Raw genomic sequence first — 16,740 nt, forward strand, 5'->3', positions numbered from 1 at the left:
TTTCTAGTGGGCTTTTTCGATACGCCAGATTCCAAACGGCAGATGCCAGGGCTCGATGCGCATCCATTGGGTCTTGCCGTGCCAGGTCCAGCGATGGCCGCTCATCAGGTCTTCACCGAAGGTATCGGCATTGTCGTCCAGCCCCAGCTCCCACAGCGGCAGTTCGAAATGCGCTTCCTGGGCGTTGTGCGGGTCGAGGCTGACAGCGATGAGGACGAAGTTGTCGCGCTGGGCGGTGCGTTTGCCGAAGTACAGGATGTTGTCGTTCCAGGCGTGATAGAAGGCCACGCCCAGGTGGGTGTGCAAGGCCGGGTTCTGCCGGCGAATGCGGTTGAGCTGGGCGATTTCGGCAATGATGTTGCCGGGCTGGGTGAAGTCCCGCGGGCGGATCTGGTACTTCTCCGAATCCAGGTACTCCTCCTTGCCCGGCACCGGCGTCGCCTCGCACAGCTCGAAGCCCGAGTACATGCCCCAGAGGCCCGACCCCATGGTCGCCAGGGCGGCGCGGATGAGAAACCCGGCGCGCCCGGACTCATGCAGAAAGTACGGGTTGATGTCCGGCGTGTTGACGAAGAAGTTCGGCCGGTAGCAGTAGCACCACGGCGGCTGGTTGAGCTCTTCAAAATAGCTTTGCAGCTCGGCCTTGGTGTTGCGCCAGGTGAAGTAGCTATAGCTCTGGGAATAGCCGACCTTGCCCAGGCGCGCCATCATCGCAGGCTTGGTGAAGGCTTCGGCGAGGAAGATCACCTCTGGGTACTGGCTGCGCACATTGGCAATCAGCCAGTGCCAGAACGGCAAGGGCTTGGTGTGCGGGTTGTCGACCCGGAAGGTCTTGACCCCCTCCTTCACCCAGCCCACGACCACGTCGCGCAGGGCCAGCCACAAGGCCGGTACCGAATCGGCGGCGTAGAAGTCGACGCTGACGATGTCCTGGTATTTTTTCGGCGGGTTCTCGGCGTAGCGGATGCTGCCGTCCGGGCGCCAGGAGAACCAGCCCGGGTGCTCCTTGAGCCAGGGGTGGTCCTGGGAGCACTGGATGGCAAAGTCCAGGGCGATTTCCAGGCCATGCTCGGCAGCGGCAGCCACCAGCCGGCGAAAATCCTCGCGGCTGCCCAGTTGCGGGTGAATCGCCTCGTGCCCGCCTTCGGCGCCGCCAATCGCATAAGGGCTGCCCGGGTCATCCGGCTCGGCCTGCAAGGCGTTGTTGCGGCCCTTGCGGTAGCGCACGCCAATGGGGTGAATGGGCGGGAAGTACAATACGTCAAAGCCCATGTCGCGGATCATTGGCAGGCGTTCGTGCACATCATTGAAGGTGCCATGTCGCTCAGGGTCATCGGTGATCGAACGGGGAAACAGCTCGTACCAACTGGCGAACTGCGCCTGGAGGCGTTCGACCTCCAGCGGGTATTCGGGGCTGCGACTGAGGTAGGTACGATGCTCGGCCTCGGCCATCAACAGCGCGGTGTCCGGGTGCAGCAGCAAGGCCACCTGCTCATCGGCGGGCAGGCCCGGCAACTGCTGGTGCAAGGCCTGCAGCTGGTCGCGCAAGGGGCCTCTGCTGCGACCGATATTGTGCTTGACCAGCAGTTGCCCTTCCTGCAGCTCCAGCGGCACCGCGACACCGGCGTTGAACTTCTTCTCCAGGTCATGGCAATAGGTGGCGAACGGGTCGATCCAGGCCTCGATGCTGAACAGGTGGCGGCCCTGCTCGCTGACGGTGAATTCGGCCTGCCACAGGTCATTGCCGGCAAACTGCATCGGCACGCAATGCCAGCGCCGGCTATGGGCCTGGCGCCAGTTGAGCATCACCGCCAGGGCATCATGGCCATCGGCATAGACCTTGCTGCTGACCTGCACCGGCTCGCCCACCACCGCCTTGACCGCAAACAGTCCGCCATCGAGTACCGGCACGGTGTTCTCGATCACGATCCGCGGTTCGAGCAAGGCCTGGGACAGGCTCAGGGCCTGGTCCGGGTGGTCGCTCGCCGAGGGCATGCGGTCGGTTTCGAAGGGCTCATCGCGGGTCATCGAACATTGCTCCGTTATGAAGTGACGGTAAAGGTTCGAGCGGGGGCGCGGCTTGGGGTTCAAAAAAAATCAGCAATTGGCCAAGGCCAGGGTCGAAACCCCGAGCCGACACGGCCGGCACCGCTGAAAGCGTAGTAGCCAATCGCGGGCAAGCCAGCACCCACAGGGTTCTCAGAGCACTCAAGGGCTCTGCTGTACCTGTGGGAGCTGGCTTGCCAGCGCTAGCAGCGCCGCCGACTCAGCGCTTGATCAGCTCTGCAATGCTGATCTCACGCATGCGAAACTTCTGCACTTTGCCCGTCACCGTCATCGGGAACTCCTCGACAAAGCGGTAGTAACGCGGAGTCTTGAAGTGGGCAATGCGGCTCTTGCACCACTGTTGCAGTTCGATCTCGCTGGCGCTGTGGCCGGGGTGAAACTTGATCCAGGCGACGATCTCCTCGCCATAGCGCTCATCGGGAATACCGATCACCTGCACATCCGCCACCGCCGGGTGAGTGAAGAAGAACTCCTCGAGCTCTCGCGGATAGATGTTCTCGCCACCGCGAATGATCATGTCCTTGTTGCGCCCGGCAATGCACACATAGCCTGCCTCGTTCATGGTCGCCAGGTCGCCGGTGTGCATCCAGCCCGCCGGGTCGATAGCTTCGCTGGTGGCCGCCGGATTGCCCCAGTAACCGAGCATGACGCTGTAACCGCGGGTGCACAGCTCGCCAATCTGCCCGCGCGGCACAATGCAGCCCTGTTCATCGATGATCTTGCTCTCCAGTTGCGGCTGGGTCCGCCCGACCGTGGTCACGCGCAGTTCCAGGTCGTCATCGGGACCGGTCTGCATCGACACCGGGCTGGTTTCGGTCATGCCGTAGGCGATCTGCACCTCGCTCATGTGCATCTCGCCGATCACCCGGCGCATCACCTCGATCGGGCACGTGGCGCCGGCCATGATCCCGGTGCGCAGGCTCGACAGGTCCATCTCCGGCCGCTGCGGGTGGTCGAGCATGGCGATGAACATGGTCGGCACACCGTACAGGGTGGTGGCCTGCTCTTCAGCCACGCAACTGAGGGTCAGCAGCGGATCGAAAGCGTCGTTGGGGTAGATCATGGTACTGCCATGGGTGATGCAACCGAGGTTGCCCATGACCATGCCGAAGCAATGGTACAGCGGCACCGGGATCACCATGCGGTCGTGCTCGTCAAGGCCCAGGCTCTCGCCGACCATGTAGCCATTGTTGAGGATGTTGTAGTGGCTGAGCGTGGCGCCCTTGGGGAAGCCGGTGGTGCCGGAGGTGTACTGGATGTTCACCGGCTGGTCGAACTGCAGGCTTTGCTGACGGGCCTGGAACTCGGCCGGTTCGGTTTCACTGGCAAGCTCGGCCAGACGATCCCAGGGCAGAAAGCCCGCCGGCGGCTGCAGGTCGAGGCTGATCAGCCCGCGCAGCTCCGGCAAGCGCTCACTGCGCAGTTGCCCTGGTGTTTGCCGGGCCAGGTCCGGCAGCAATTCACCGAGCATGGCGTGGTAATCGGAGGTTTTGAAGGCACCGGCGCTGATCACCCACTGGCAGCCGGACTGTTTGAGTACATACTCAAGCTCGCTGGTGCGGTAGGCCGGGTTGATGTTGACGAGGATCACGCCGATCTTGGCACTGGCGAACTGGGCAATGCACCACTGCGCACAGTTGGGGGCCCAGATTCCTAAGCGATCGCCGGTTTTCAGCCCTAGCGCCATTAGCGCCCGGGCATGCAGGTCGACGCTGGCGGCCAGCGACTGCCAGGTATAACGCTGGTGCTGGTGGCGCACCACCAGTGCCTCCCGCGTGGCAAAACGCGACACGGTCCGGTCAAACGCCTGGCCGATGGTCATGGCCAGCAACGGCTTGTCCTGGCGGCCCTGGGTATAGCTCGGTTGATTCATGGCGGTCCCTTTTTGTGGTTGTTCTGGGAGCTGACTCAAGCGGGTCTTACTCTGGCCCAAATTTACGTTAACGTAAAGGTCATGACGAGATTGACAGCATCGGGCGGCAGGTTTACGTTAACGTAAAGGTTACAAGCCCATCGCTGGCAAGCCAGCTCCCACAGTGTTCGGTGCACTCGCTACTTGTGGGAGCTGGCTTGCCAGCGATGAGGGCAGACACCACACCCTGATCCAAGAACAAATAGAAGGTGCCAGCATGCGTTATCCGACCCTGAACTTCGCCCTGGGCGAAACCATCGACATGCTCCGCGACCAGGTCCAGTCCTTCGTCGCCGCTGAACTGGCGCCGCGCGCCGCGCAGATCGACCAGGACAACCTGTTCCCCGCCGACATGTGGCGCAAGTTCGGCGACATGGGCCTGCTCGGCATCACCGTCCCGGAAGAATACGGCGGCGCCGGTCTTGGCTACCTGGCCCACGTGGTGGCCATGGAAGAAATCAGCCGCGGCTCGGCCTCGGTCGCCCTCTCCTACGGCGCCCACTCCAACCTCTGCGTCAACCAGATCAACCGCAACGGCAACGCCGAGCAGAAAGCCAAGTACCTGCCCAAGCTGATCAGCGGCGAGCACATTGGCGCCCTGGCCATGAGCGAACCCAACGCCGGCTCCGACGTGGTGTCGATGAAACTGCGCGCCGAACAGCGCGGCGACCATTTCGTCCTCAACGGCAGCAAGACCTGGATCACCAACGGCCCCGACGCCAACACCTATGTGATCTACGCCAAGACCGACCTGGAAAAAGGCGCCCACGGCATCACCGCCTTTATTGTCGAGCGCGATTGGAAGGGCTTCAGCCGTAGCAACAAGTTCAACAAGCTCGGCATGCGCGGCTCCAACACCTGCGAGCTGTTCTTCGACAACGTCGAAGTGCCCAAAGAGAACATCCTCGGTGTGCTCAACGGCGGCGTAAAAGTGCTGATGAGCGGCCTGGACTACGAACGCGTAGTGCTTTCCGGCGGCCCGACCGGGATCATGCAAGCCTGCATGGACCTGGTCGTACCCTACATCCACGACCGCAAGCAGTTCGGCCAGAGCATCGGCGAGTTCCAGCTGATCCAGGGCAAGATCGCCGACATGTACACCCAGCTCAACGCCGGCCGCGCCTACCTGTACGCCGTGGCCCAGGCCTGCGATCGCGCCGAAACCACGCGCAAGGACGCCGCCGGGGTCATCCTCTATACCGCCGAGCGCGCCACCCAGATGGCCCTTGAGGCGATTCAGATCCTGGGGGGCAACGGCTACATCAACGAGTTCCCGGCCGGCCGCCTGCTGCGTGACGCCAAGCTCTACGAGATCGGCGCCGGTACCAGTGAGATCCGCCGGATGCTGATCGGCCGCGAACTGTTCAACGAAACCCGCTGAGCACAAGGAATCGCGCCATGGCTACCTTGCACACCCAGATCAACCCGCGCTCGGCGGAATTCGCCACCAACAGCGCGGCCATGCTTGAACAGGTCAACGCCTTGCGCAGCCTGATCGCCCAGGTTCACCAGGGCGGCGGGCCCAAGGCCCAGGAGCGGCACACCTCGCGGGGCAAACTGCTGCCGCGCGATCGGATCGACCGCCTGCTCGACGCCGGCTCGCCGTTCCTCGAAATCGGCCAGCTGGCCGCCCATGCGGTGTACGGCGAAGACGTCCCGGCCGCTGGCGTGATCGCCGGCATCGGCCGGGTCGAAGGCGTCGAATGCATGATCGTCGCCAACGACGCCACGGTCAAAGGCGGCTCCTACTACCCGCTGACGGTGAAAAAACACCTGCGTGCCCAGGCCATCGCCCTGCAGAACCGCCTGCCGTGCCTGTACCTGGTGGACTCCGGCGGCGCCAACCTGCCGCGCCAGGATGAAGTGTTCCCCGACCGCGAGCACTTCGGGCGGATCTTCTTCAACCAGGCCAACATGAGCGCCCTCGGCATTCCACAGATCGCCGTGGTCATGGGCTCGTGCACCGCCGGTGGCGCCTATGTGCCCGCCATGGCCGACGAAGCGATCATGGTCCGCCAGCAGGCGACGATCTTTCTCGCCGGCCCGCCGCTGGTCAAGGCTGCCACCGGTGAAGTGGTCAGCGCCGAAGACCTCGGCGGCGCCGACGTGCACTGCAAGACCAGCGGCGTGGCCGACCACTATGCCGACAACGACGAACACGCCCTGGCCATCGCCCGGCGCTGCGTGGCCAACCTCAACTGGCACAAGCTTGGCGAGTTGCAGCAACGTGCCCCGGTGGCGCCGCTGTACAGCAGCGAAGAGCTGTACGGTGTGGTTCCGGCCGATGCCAAGCAGCCGTTCGATGTGCGCGAGGTGATTGCGCGGCTGGTCGACGGCTCGGTGTTCGATGAATTCAAGGCGCTGTTCGGCACCACCCTGGTGTGCGGATTCGCCCACTTGCACGGATACCCGGTGGCGATCCTGGCCAACAACGGCATCCTCTTCGCGGAAGCGGCGCAAAAAGGCGCGCACTTCATCGAACTGGCCTGCCAGCGTGGCATCCCCCTGCTGTTCTTGCAGAACATCACCGGCTTCATGGTTGGCCAGAAGTACGAGGCTGGCGGCATCGCCAAGCACGGCGCCAAGCTGGTCACCGCCGTGGCCTGCGCCCAGGTGCCGAAGTTCACGGTAATCATCGGCGGCAGCTTCGGTGCCGGTAACTATGGCATGTGCGGCCGCGCCTACGACCCGCGCTTCCTGTGGATGTGGCCCAACGCGCGGATCGGCGTGATGGGCGCCGAACAGGCCGCCGGCGTGCTCGCCCAGGTCAAGCGCGAGCAGAGCGAACGCAGCGGCCACGCCTTCAGCGCCGAGGATGAAGCACGCCTCAAGCAACCGATCCTCGATCAGTACGAGCATCAGGGCCACCCCTACTACTCCAGTGCGCGGCTGTGGGACGACGGTGTCATCGACCCGGCGCAAACCCGCGAGATCCTGGGCCTGGCGTTGTCTGCGGCCCTCAACGCACCGATCGAACAAAGCCGTTTCGGCATTTTCCGGATGTGACCATGAGCGACTTCACTACCCTTGAACTGATCAAGGATCCCCGTGGTTTCGCCACCCTGTGGCTGAGCCGGGAAGACAAGAACAACGCCTTCAACGCGCAGATGATCCGCGAGCTGATCATCGCCATCGACCACATCGGCGCCGACAGCAGCCTGCGTTTCGTGCTGCTGCGTGGCCGTGGCCGGCACTTCAGCGCCGGTGCCGACCTGGCCTGGATGCAGCAGTCGGCACAACTGGACTACAACACCAACCTTGACGACGCCCGCGAGCTGGCCGAGCTGATGTACAACCTGGCGCGGCTCAAGGTGCCGACCCTGGCCGTGGTGCAAGGCGCAGCCTTTGGCGGCGCCCTGGGCCTGATCAGCTGCTGTGACATGGCCATTGGCGCCAGTGACGCGCAACTGTGCCTGTCCGAGGTGCGCATCGGCCTCGCCCCGGCGGTGATCAGCCCGTTCGTGGTCCAGGCCATGGGCGAGCGTGCCGCGCGCCGCTACGCCCTGACCGCCGAACGCTTCAGCGGCGAACGCGCCCGCGAGCTGGGCCTGCTGGCCGAAGCCTACCCGGCCGCCGAGCTGGAACAGCAGGTCGGCCAATGGATCGACAACCTGCTGCTCAACAGCCCGCAAGCCATGCGCGCCAGCAAGGAGCTGCTGCGCGAAGTCGGCCACGGCGAACTGACCCCGGCCATCCGTCGCTACTGCGAAAACGCCATCGCCCGCATCCGCGTCAGCCCCGAGGGGCAGGAAGGCCTGCGCGCCTTCCTGGAAAAACGCAGCCCGGCCTGGCAGGGCCAACCGTCGAACAAGGAGCCGCGCCCATGAGCCGCACCCCGTTGACCACCCTGCTGGTCGCCAACCGCGGCGAGATCGCCTGCCGGGTGATGCGCACCGCCAAGGCCCTGGGCCTGACCACTGTGGCCGTGCACAGCGCCATCGACCGTGAAGCGCGGCACAGCCGCGAAGCTGATATTCGCGTCGACCTCGGCGGTGCCAAGGCCGCTGACAGCTACCTGGACATCGACAAGCTACTGGCCGCGGCAAAAGCCAGCGGCGCCCAGGCAATCCACCCCGGCTACGGTTTTTTGTCCGAGAACGCAGGCTTTGCCCGTGCCATCGAGCAGGCCGGGCTGATCTTCCTCGGCCCACCGGCCAGCGCCATCGATGCCATGGGCAGCAAGTCAGCGGCCAAGGCCCTGATGGAACAGGCCGGCGTGCCACTGGTGCCGGGCTATCACGGCGAGGCCCAGGACCTGGAAACCTTCCGCACCGCCGCCGAGAAGATCGGCTATCCGGTGCTGCTCAAGGCCACCGCCGGCGGCGGTGGCAAGGGCATGAAGGTGGTCGAGCACGAAAGCCAGCTCGGCGAAGCCCTGGCCTCGGCCCAGCGTGAAGCCCAGTCATCGTTTGGCGATGCGCGCATGCTGGTGGAAAAGTACGTGCTCAAGCCCCGCCACGTGGAGATCCAGGTATTCGCCGACCAGCACGGCAACTGCCTGTACCTCAACGAGCGCGACTGCTCGATCCAGCGCCGTCACCAGAAGGTGGTCGAAGAAGCCCCGGCCCCGGGCCTGAGCAGCGCCCAGCGCCAAGCCATGGGCGAAGCGGCGGTCAAGGCCGCCCAGGCCATCGGTTATGTCGGCGCCGGCACCGTGGAGTTCCTGCTCGATGCCCGTGGCGAGTTCTTCTTCATGGAGATGAACACGCGCCTGCAGGTCGAGCACCCGGTCACCGAAGCGATCACCGGCCTGGACCTGGTGGCCTGGCAGATCCGCGTCGCCTGTGGCGAACCGCTGCCGCTCACCCAGGCGCAGGTGCCGCTCAACGGCCACGCCATCGAAGTGCGGCTGTACGCCGAAGACCCGGCCAATGATTTTCTCCCGGCCACCGGCCATCTGGCGCTGTACCGCGAGTCGGCGCCGGGCGACGGTCGGCGGGTGGACAGCGGCGTCAGCGAAGGCGACGACGTCTCGCCGTTCTATGACCCGATGCTCGGCAAGCTGATCGCCTGGGGCGAAACCCGTGAACAGGCGCGCCTGCGCTTGCTGGCAATGCTCGATGAGTTCGCCATTGGCGGGCCGAAGACCAACATTGCCTTCCTGCGGCGCATCCTCGCCCACCCGGCGTTTGCCGAGGCCGAGCTGGATACCGGGTTTATCCCGCGCTACCAGGAGCAACTGCTGCCAGCGCCGCAAGCGTTGCCCGAGGCGTTCTGGCAGGCGGCGGCTGAAGCCTGCATCCAGAGCCAGCCGCTGCAACCGCGCGCGGACGACCGTCATTCACCCTGGGCCGCCAACAACGGCTTTCGCGCAGGTGTTGCGGCGCAGATCAGCCTGCACCTGACCTGCAACGGTGAAGCCCGGGCCATCAACCTGAGCCAGGCGGCGGCGTCGAACCTGAAGCTCGACGGTGAGCACCTGCTGATCGATCAGGACGGCCTGCGCCGTCGGCACCTGGCGATCCGCCGTGGCGACACCCTGTACCTGCAATGGGACGGTGAGCTGCACAGCGTCAACCGCTACGACCCGATCGCCGAAGCCGACGCCAGCCACAGCCATCAGGGCGGTCTGGGCGCGCCCATGAACGGCAGCATCGTGCGGGTCCTGGTGGAGGTCGGTCAGGCGGTGGAAGCCGGAACGCAACTGGTGGTGCTGGAGGCCATGAAGATGGAACACAGTATCCGCGCGCCCCATGCCGGCACCGTCAAGGCGTTGTTCTGCCAGGAAGGCGAGATGGTCAGTGAAGGGGCTGTGCTGGTGGAACTGGAAGAGGCTTGAGTCATTGGGGCTGCTAACGCAGCCCATCGCCGGCAAGGCCGGCTCCCACAGGATATCGGTGCATGCGGGCTCATTGTGGGAGCCAGTCTTGCCGGCGATGCAGGCGACACGGTGTCTCAGAATTTCACCAACGCCTGCACCACCACCCCCAGCATTTCACACTGCTCGGTACACAGGACCTTGGGATAGGTCGGGTTCAGCGGCCTTAAATAGCGCTGCCCGCCCTCCTCGATCAGCTGGCGAAAACGCGGCGCTTTGCTGTCGGGCGAACGCGCGATCACCAGCTTGCCGGGCTCGCCAGGCAACGCAGTGTCCACCAGGATCAACATCCCTTCCGGCACACTCACACCCAGTGGCGCTGTCATCGCATCGCCTTCGACCTTGAGCCAGAACGCCCGCCCCTGCGCTTTATAGTCGGTTGACTGCAGCGCACAGTCTTCACCTACCTCGATCGGGTCGAGATTGCCCCAGCTTAGAATCGGATAGCGAAAATACAGATCGTGCTGTAGGCCATCGGCGCCAGTAACAGTAGTCGGGTTACCCGAGACTGTGTAGGAACCGTGGTTTTCCGCCACCTGGTGAGGGGAAACCATCTGCAACGGCGGCAGACCCACCTCCACCAGAATCTGGTTGAGCACCTTGAGTTTCGGCTCGCGCTCCTCGCGCAGCCAATGGCCCACGGCGCCCTGGGTGACCCCGATGCGTTCGGCAAGATTTTCCTGCGTGACCTTCAGTTCACGCATCCTGGCTTTTACCAGGTCAGTCCATTTATCCATCGCTGGCACGATACGGACTGCCTTCTGGCACTCAATACACATATTGTAGTATTTAAACAATCGCAAAAACTACATGCCGTATTAATATTCCTCAGCACCTTTAATCGCTTACCCAAACAGCAGGCAGCCGAATGAAACCGACATTTCCTGACACGGACCTCAGCCTTGATAGCGAAGCATTAAGTAACAGTGATGCCGCCCGGCGTGCGCTGGACTACTACCTCAACCCCGCACCCGTGCAGTTCGGCCCGGACGAACCGCTGATGGTGGCCCGCGAAGGCCTCAGCGGCGCCCAGGCCACGGCTCACGCCACCAACCTGTTGCGCTGCGCCGCCGCCACCGCCTACGAATCGGCTGACGGCCTGCAAGGCGTCCCCCGGGACCTGGCGCTGGCGTCAATGCACATGATCAACATGGCCAGGGCCATGCTCGAACGCAAGGCGGCCAACCAGGACCCTGCCTGAGCAGCGATCTACGGATTTCGTGGGGAGTCGACCGAAGGCGGGTGTTGGTGTCCGCCGGTCTGGAGGGAGCGCATTCGGTAAAAGATTTTTACGGAATGACAGAAAATTCATTTGACTTGCAAATGATAACGATTATTATTGCTCACAACTGGTCGCGAGACTGGTTGGATAAACTGAAAGCCCTTAGGTCGGACTCTCAGATTATCTCCTCATCAGGCTAATCACGGTTTTTGACCCGGCTTTTTGCCGGGTCTTTTTTTTTGGTCTTCAGGCTAATGAAGAGGGGTGTTGCTCGAATGGCCGCGATGATAGCAAATGAATGTCGCACAGTGAATGGTTGTAACAGCGCTTTGCAGAATTAGCACTTGAGAATCAATCTCGTTACGAATAAGCTGTTACAGCGTCACGGAAGACGCCCCCACTCCACCGACCAGCAAGGAGCTTGTACATGACCCGTCTGTTGCTGCCCCTTGAACACAATTCCCTTTCCCACGACCTGACGGACGATGCCCTGTTGCAGCGCCTTAGAAAGCTGCCACGCCGCGTTCAACAGGTGTTCCTGCTCAGCCGACTCGACCAATTGTCGTTCGCCAGCATCGCCGAGCGCCTGAACCTGCCCGCGGTCACCGTCGAGCGCCACATGAACCAGGCCCTGCACACCGCCCGCGAAGAGCGCGACGCCCTGGCCAACATCGCCGGCCAATGGTACGTACGCCTGCAAAGCCCGCAGGTGACCGCCAGCGAACGCATCGACTTTCGCCGTTGGCTGGACAGCGCCCCCGAGCACCGTGAGGCCTTCCATGCCACCGAGCTGCGCTGGCGCACCCTGCTGGCCCCGGCCCGCCAGCTGGGCGAGGACGGCTGGTACCGGCAACCACGGGCAAGCTTGTCGCTGGGCGGTTGCTCGGTGGCCATCGGCCTGGGCCTGGCCGCCCTGGCAGCGATCGGTTTCTGGTCCTGAGCCAGGCGTGTAGAGTAGGTGTCACAACAACTCTACATGGAGCCTGGTGATGACCGTGACGCTGTCCCCCCTGCACATCGACTGCGATTTCGATTCCGGCAACATCCTCGTCAAGGATGCCAGTGACCCCGCACGGGTGTGCCTGGCGATTCGCCCCGACACCCGCAGCGAGCACTTCCAGTGGTTTCACTTCAAGGCCGCCGGGCTGACCCCGGGCCAGACCCATGGCTTTATCCTGGAAAACGCCGGCGCCTCGTCCTACCACGAGGCCTGGAGCGGCTACCAGGCTGTCGCCTCCTACGATCAGCAACAATGGTTCCGGGTGCCCACCCGCTTCGATGGCAAGGCCCTTGAGTTCAGCCTCAAGGCCGAGCAGCCCCAAGCCTGGTTTGCCTACTTCGAGCCTTACCCGCGCGCGCGCCACAATCAATTGATTGAACGTGCCACAAGCCTTCCCGGCGTCGAACTGCTGGCCACCGGCCGCAGCGTCGAGGGCCGCGACATCCAGTTGCTGCGTGCCGGCAGCGGGGCGCCGGGCAATCGCAAACTGTGGATCATTGCCCAGCAGCACCCAGGCGAGCACATGGCCGAATGGTTCATGGAAGGGGTGATCGACCGCCTGCAACACAATGACCCGACTATCCAGGCCTTGCTGCAGGAGGCCGACCTGTACCTGATCCCGAACATGAACCCCGACGGCGCCCTCCACGGCCACCTGCGCACCAACGCCAAGGGCCAGGACCTGAACCGCGCCTGGCAGGATGCAAGCATCGACAGAAGCCCGGAAGTGTTGTTCGCCCAGCAGCAGATGAAACTGCATGGCGTCGACGTGTTCCTCGACGTGCATGGCGACGAAGAAATCCCCCACGTGTTCACCGCCGGCTGCGAAGGCAACCCCGGCTATACCACGCGTATTGCTGCATTGGAAGCCACCTTCCGCGACAGCCTGTGCAAGCGCACCGTGGACTTCCAGCAGGTGCATGGCTATCCGCTTTCCGCTCCTGGCCAAGCCAACATGACCCTGGCCTGCAACAGCGTCGGCCAGGCCTTTGACTGCCTGTCGCTGACCCTGGAAATGCCGTTCAAGGACCACGACGACGCCCCCAACCCCCAGACCGGCTGGAACGGCCTGCGCAGCAAGGACCTGGCCAGCGCCGTGCTGGACGTGTTCGGGCAGATGGCCGGCACCCTGCGCTAACCCTGCTGGCGAGCAGGATCAACCGCCCTGGCAGGCAAAGCAAAGACCTGCCGGGGCCTTGCCACCCTAAATGGCGGCCACCAACGCCTCCTTTAGGGAACCTGCGCCATGACCACCCGCCTCCCCCATTTTCTCAAGGGCTCCAGCCTGAGCCTGCTGCTGGCCCTGCCCCCGGTTCAGGCACTTGAGCTGTATGCCGATGACGACACGCACCTGAACGCCAACTTCCTCGCCGTGTATGGCCTGTTCAACAGCCGCAAGAACTACGACGGCACCACCGGCGGCTCGACCTGGCGCGAGGGCTTCATCAAATATGGCCTGAGTGCCGACCAGCGCCTGGACGATCTGGGTACGCTGTACGGCACCGCCAACCTGGTCAGTTCGGCGACCTGGGGCGACGGCGATGCCGCCGGCATCAGCGATGGCAGCGAGCACGCCACTAAATTCGACGAAGCCTTCGCCGGCTGGCGCTCGGGCAATTTGATCCCGGCACTGGGCGACGATGGCCTGGACCTGTCGTTCGGCCGCCAGGTCATCACCCTCGGCGATGGCTTCATCATCAACGACGACGGCTTGAACTTCGGCAAAGGCCCGGCCGATGGCGAGCTCAATCGCGGTGGCGCCTATTACCTGGCCGCCCGCCATGCCTTCGACAAGACCGCAGTACTGCGCCTGGGCGGCAAGGATGGCCTGCACGCCAGCCTGCTGTGGATGAAGTCGGATAACCGCGCCCAGGCCAACAGCGAACTGGCCGCCAGCACCCTGGCCTACAGCGCCGCCCCCGGCACCCTGGAGCTGACCTACATCCGTGGCCTGAATGTCGATGATCGTTACGCCAGCGAATTCCAGAAGCAACGTGAAGGCATGGACATCTACAGCCTGCGCGGTGCCGGTGACGCCGGGGTCGAGAACGCGCATTTTGCCTTTGAGTACGCCAGGCAGAACAAGCACGCAGGGCCGGAGAAAGCCTGGTACGCCGAGGCCGGCTACACCTTTGCCGATGTGCCCTGGCGCCCGGACCTGACCTATCGCTACAGCCGCTATTCCGAAGGCTGGGACTCGATGTTCAACGGCATGAACCGCGGCTACGGCACCTGGTTCCAGGGCGAGGTCACGGGCAACTATTCAGGCCCGTTCAACAGCAACAACGACGTGCACTTTGTCGGCCTCAAGGCCACCCCGGTCGAGGCGCTGACCCTGGGCGTGCTGCTGTTCAATTACAAGACCCTGCACGAGCGCAGCACGCTGAACCTCGACGGCCGCGAGCTGGATCTGTACGCCGAATGGGCGGTGAGCGAGCACCTGATCATCAGCCCGCTGCTGGGCCTGTACCAACCGCGCAAGAGCAGCGATAACGGCGGCAACCAGGTGGGCGGCAACGGCACCAACGTCTACAGCCAGTTGACCATCGCCGTGCCCTTCTGAGCACTCAAGCCGTGCCGTGGGCCTTGTGCTTGAGTTTCTCGGTATCGACGCGCACGAACACCGAATCGGCGGTCACGGTCAGCACGTCGTCGGCCCAGACCTCGCAGATCACCCGGCTCTTGCGCCCGACCTCACCTTCGACCCGGGCCTTGAGCAACAGCTCGACGCCCATGGGCGTTGGTTTCAGGTAGGTCAGGCTGAGCTGGCCGGTGACGCAGTCGATGCGCGGCAGGCTGCCGGGCTCCCGGCCTTCGGCACGGTAGTGGTAGGCCATGGCGGTCCAATTGGAATGGCAGTCGACCAGCATTGCCAGCAAGCCGCCATACACCAGCCCCGGCCAGCCGAGGAAGGTGCCGTCGGGTGAGTGGCGGCACAGCAGGTGGATACCATCGGCGTCCCAGTGGCTTTTCAGGTGCAGGCCGCTGGGGTGGGAACAGCCGCAGCCGTAGCAGACGCCTTCGGGGGCGGCCAGTTCCTGCAGGGATAAGGCTTGGGTACTCATAGGCTTCCTGATTGTCTGTTATTGGTGGGAAAGCGACCCCGATAGTAACGCCGCACAACGAAAAAGCCCATGAACCGGTCATGGGCTTTTGCCTTGCCAAGCGCCGCGCTAGAGGCCTTTGCCTGACACCGCCGGGCTGCCGACCGGCGCATCGGCCGGCGTTTTGCGCCGGGTCAGCGAGATCAGCAGGATGGCCAGGGTCACCCCTGCAGTCATCAGGGTTTCATAGCGGTAGGCCGGGCTGATCAGCATGTAGCCGAGCACCAGGGTGATCAAGCCGATCACCAGCCAGGTCAGCCAGGGGAACAGCCACATCTTGAACGCAAGCTCGGTGCCCTGGCGGTCAGTGATGGCGCGCATGCGCAGCTGCGACACGGCAATCACCAGGTACACCAGCAAGGCGATGGCGCCGGTGGTCGACAGCAGGAAGCCAAAGACCTTGCCCGGGAACACATAGTTGACCAGGCAACCGGCAAAGCCGGCGAAGGTCGACAGGATTACCGCCACGGTCGGTACGCCATTGCCGGAGATGCGCTTGGTCATCTTCAGCGCTTCGCCGCGCGAGCCCAGCGAATAAAGCATGCGCGAAGCGGTGTACAGGCCCGAGTTCATGCAACTGGTCACTGCCACCAGCACCACCAGGTCGACCATCAGCTTGGCGCCGGGCACGTTGAGCACCTCCAGCACGCGCTGGAACGAGCCCACCGCCTTCAGACCCGGGTCGTTCCAGGCCACCAGTGAAACGATGAAGAAGATCGAGACGATGTAGAAGATCGCGATGCGGTACACCACAAGGTTGGTGGCCTTGCGGATCTTGTCCTTGGGGTTGGCCGTTTCATCGGCGGCGATGGTGACGATCTCGGCGCCGAAGAACGAGAAGATGGTCACCAGCACGCCACCGAGCACCGCACCGAAACCGTTGGGCATAAAGCCGCCGCTGGCCCAGAGTTGCTGCACACCCGAGACTTCGGCCAACGGCCAGACGCCGAACACCGCCAGGGTGCAGACGCCGATGAAGGCAAGAATGGCAATGACCTTGATCAGCGCGAACCAGTACTCGAATTCACCGAAGTTCTTCACGCTGATCAGGTTGGTGCCCGACAGCACGATCATGATCAGGAAGGCGAACAGCCACGACGGCACGCCGGGGAAGTAGGCGTGCAGGATATCGGCGCCGGCAATCGCCTCGACCGGAATGATCAGCACCCAGAACCACCAGTACAGCCAGCCGATGGTAAACCCGGCCCAGGGCCCAATGGCCTGGCTTGCGTAGGTGGAGAACGAGCCGCTGTTGGGGTTGGCGATGGCCATTTCCCCGAGCATGCGCATGACCAGCAGCACCAGCAGGCCGGTCATGGTGTAGGAGATCAGAATGGCCGGCCCGGCCGTGGCGATGGCGGTGGACGAGCCGATGAACAGGCCGGCGCCAATGATCCCGGCAATGGAAATCATCGACACCTGGCGCGAGGTCAGACCGTGTTGCAGCGAACGCTGTTTCTTTTGTTGTAGCGATGCCATGGGTAACCCTCAACTGGTAGGGTGAAAGCGTTTTTATTGTTCCACTGGCGGGATCGGTGGCGCGGCCATCGCTGGCAAGCCAGCTCCCACAGAGTCCTTATGGGAGCTGGCTTGCCAGCGATGGGGCCGACTCGGTAA

The 16,740-nt window shown here is 63.6% G+C and carries 13 protein-coding genes; 8 read left to right on the top strand and 5 right to left on the bottom strand.

The window, feature by feature from the left end; genetic code table 11:
- Positions 1 to 3: 3 nt before the first annotated feature.
- Together KHO53_RS25475 and KHO53_RS25480 are read right to left on the bottom strand one after the other, a co-directional pair.
- Positions 4 to 2,028 (bottom strand): alpha-1,4-glucan--maltose-1-phosphate maltosyltransferase, encoded by a 2,025-nt coding sequence (locus tag KHO53_RS25475; RefSeq protein ID WP_036995202.1) that lies wholly within the window; start codon positions 2,026 to 2,028, stop codon positions 4 to 6.
- 238 nt (positions 2,029 to 2,266) lie between these two features.
- A complete protein-coding gene (locus KHO53_RS25480) occupies positions 2,267 to 3,940 on the bottom strand; it encodes an AMP-binding protein (protein ID WP_010223750.1) in 1,674 nt (557 codons plus the stop codon).
- 256 nt (positions 3,941 to 4,196) lie between these two features.
- Here KHO53_RS25480 and KHO53_RS25485 point away from each other — a divergent pair, with 256 nt between their 5' ends.
- Genes KHO53_RS25485 through KHO53_RS25500 form a run of 4 tightly spaced genes read left to right on the top strand, consistent with a single transcriptional unit; the run spans position 4,197 to position 9,758 of the window.
- Positions 4,197 to 5,360 (top strand): isovaleryl-CoA dehydrogenase, encoded by a 1,164-nt coding sequence (locus tag KHO53_RS25485; RefSeq protein ID WP_213571230.1) that lies wholly within the window; start codon positions 4,197 to 4,199, stop codon positions 5,358 to 5,360.
- A gap of 17 nt (positions 5,361 to 5,377) precedes the next feature.
- Positions 5,378 to 6,985 (top strand): carboxyl transferase domain-containing protein, encoded by a 1,608-nt coding sequence (locus KHO53_RS25490; RefSeq protein WP_213571232.1) that lies wholly within the window; start codon positions 5,378 to 5,380, stop codon positions 6,983 to 6,985.
- Positions 6,986 to 6,987: 2 nt separating this feature from the next.
- Positions 6,988 to 7,806 carry a gamma-carboxygeranoyl-CoA hydratase gene (locus KHO53_RS25495; RefSeq protein ID WP_010223754.1) on the top strand — a complete coding sequence of 273 codons (819 nt, stop codon included), beginning with the start codon at positions 6,988 to 6,990 and terminating at the stop codon, positions 7,804 to 7,806.
- Positions 7,803 to 9,758: an acetyl/propionyl/methylcrotonyl-CoA carboxylase subunit alpha gene (locus KHO53_RS25500; RefSeq protein WP_213571234.1), complete on the top strand. Its 1,956-nt coding sequence runs from the start codon at positions 7,803 to 7,805 to the stop codon at positions 9,756 to 9,758. The genes KHO53_RS25495 and KHO53_RS25500 overlap by 4 nt, the downstream gene beginning before the upstream one ends.
- 116 nt (positions 9,759 to 9,874) lie before the next feature.
- Here KHO53_RS25500 and KHO53_RS25505 read toward each other — a convergent pair whose 3' ends face one another.
- Positions 9,875 to 10,534 carry a LexA family protein gene (locus tag KHO53_RS25505; protein ID WP_026001374.1) on the bottom strand — a complete coding sequence of 220 codons (660 nt, stop codon included), beginning with the start codon at positions 10,532 to 10,534 and terminating at the stop codon, positions 9,875 to 9,877.
- Between the two features lie 131 nt (positions 10,535 to 10,665).
- On the opposite strand from KHO53_RS25505, the gene KHO53_RS25510 reads away from it, so the two are divergent.
- The 4 genes from KHO53_RS25510 (at position 10,666) to KHO53_RS25525 (ending at position 14,582) form a co-directional block, all read left to right on the top strand.
- Positions 10,666 to 10,998 (top strand): DUF6124 family protein, encoded by a 333-nt coding sequence (locus KHO53_RS25510; RefSeq protein ID WP_010223760.1) that lies wholly within the window; start codon positions 10,666 to 10,668, stop codon positions 10,996 to 10,998.
- A 448-nt stretch (positions 10,999 to 11,446) separates the two neighbouring features.
- Complete coding sequence (locus tag KHO53_RS25515; protein WP_010223762.1) at positions 11,447 to 11,959, top strand: DUF4880 domain-containing protein; 513 nt, start codon at positions 11,447 to 11,449, stop codon at positions 11,957 to 11,959.
- A 49-nt stretch (positions 11,960 to 12,008) separates the two neighbouring features.
- Complete coding sequence (locus KHO53_RS25520) at positions 12,009 to 13,157, top strand: M14 family metallopeptidase (RefSeq protein WP_213571236.1); 1,149 nt, start codon at positions 12,009 to 12,011, stop codon at positions 13,155 to 13,157.
- Between the two features lie 108 nt (positions 13,158 to 13,265).
- The gene (locus tag KHO53_RS25525) at positions 13,266 to 14,582 is read left to right on the top strand and encodes an alginate export family protein (RefSeq protein ID WP_213571238.1); all 1,317 of its coding nucleotides are present in this window, start codon (positions 13,266 to 13,268) and stop codon (positions 14,580 to 14,582) included.
- A 4-nt stretch (positions 14,583 to 14,586) separates the two neighbouring features.
- On the opposite strand, the gene KHO53_RS25530 is transcribed toward KHO53_RS25525, so the two are convergent.
- Entirely contained in the window at positions 14,587 to 15,084 is a 498-nt protein-coding gene (locus KHO53_RS25530) for a PaaI family thioesterase (protein WP_010223767.1), read from the bottom strand.
- A 108-nt stretch (positions 15,085 to 15,192) separates the two neighbouring features.
- Entirely contained in the window at positions 15,193 to 16,602 is a 1,410-nt protein-coding gene (locus KHO53_RS25535; protein ID WP_051636752.1) for an amino acid permease, read from the bottom strand.
- Positions 16,603 to 16,740: the final 138 nt, after the last annotated feature.

It is taken from the genome of Pseudomonas sp. RC2C2 (genome assembly GCF_018390435.1).
Lineage (GTDB): Bacteria > Pseudomonadota > Gammaproteobacteria > Pseudomonadales > Pseudomonadaceae > Aquipseudomonas > Aquipseudomonas donghuensis.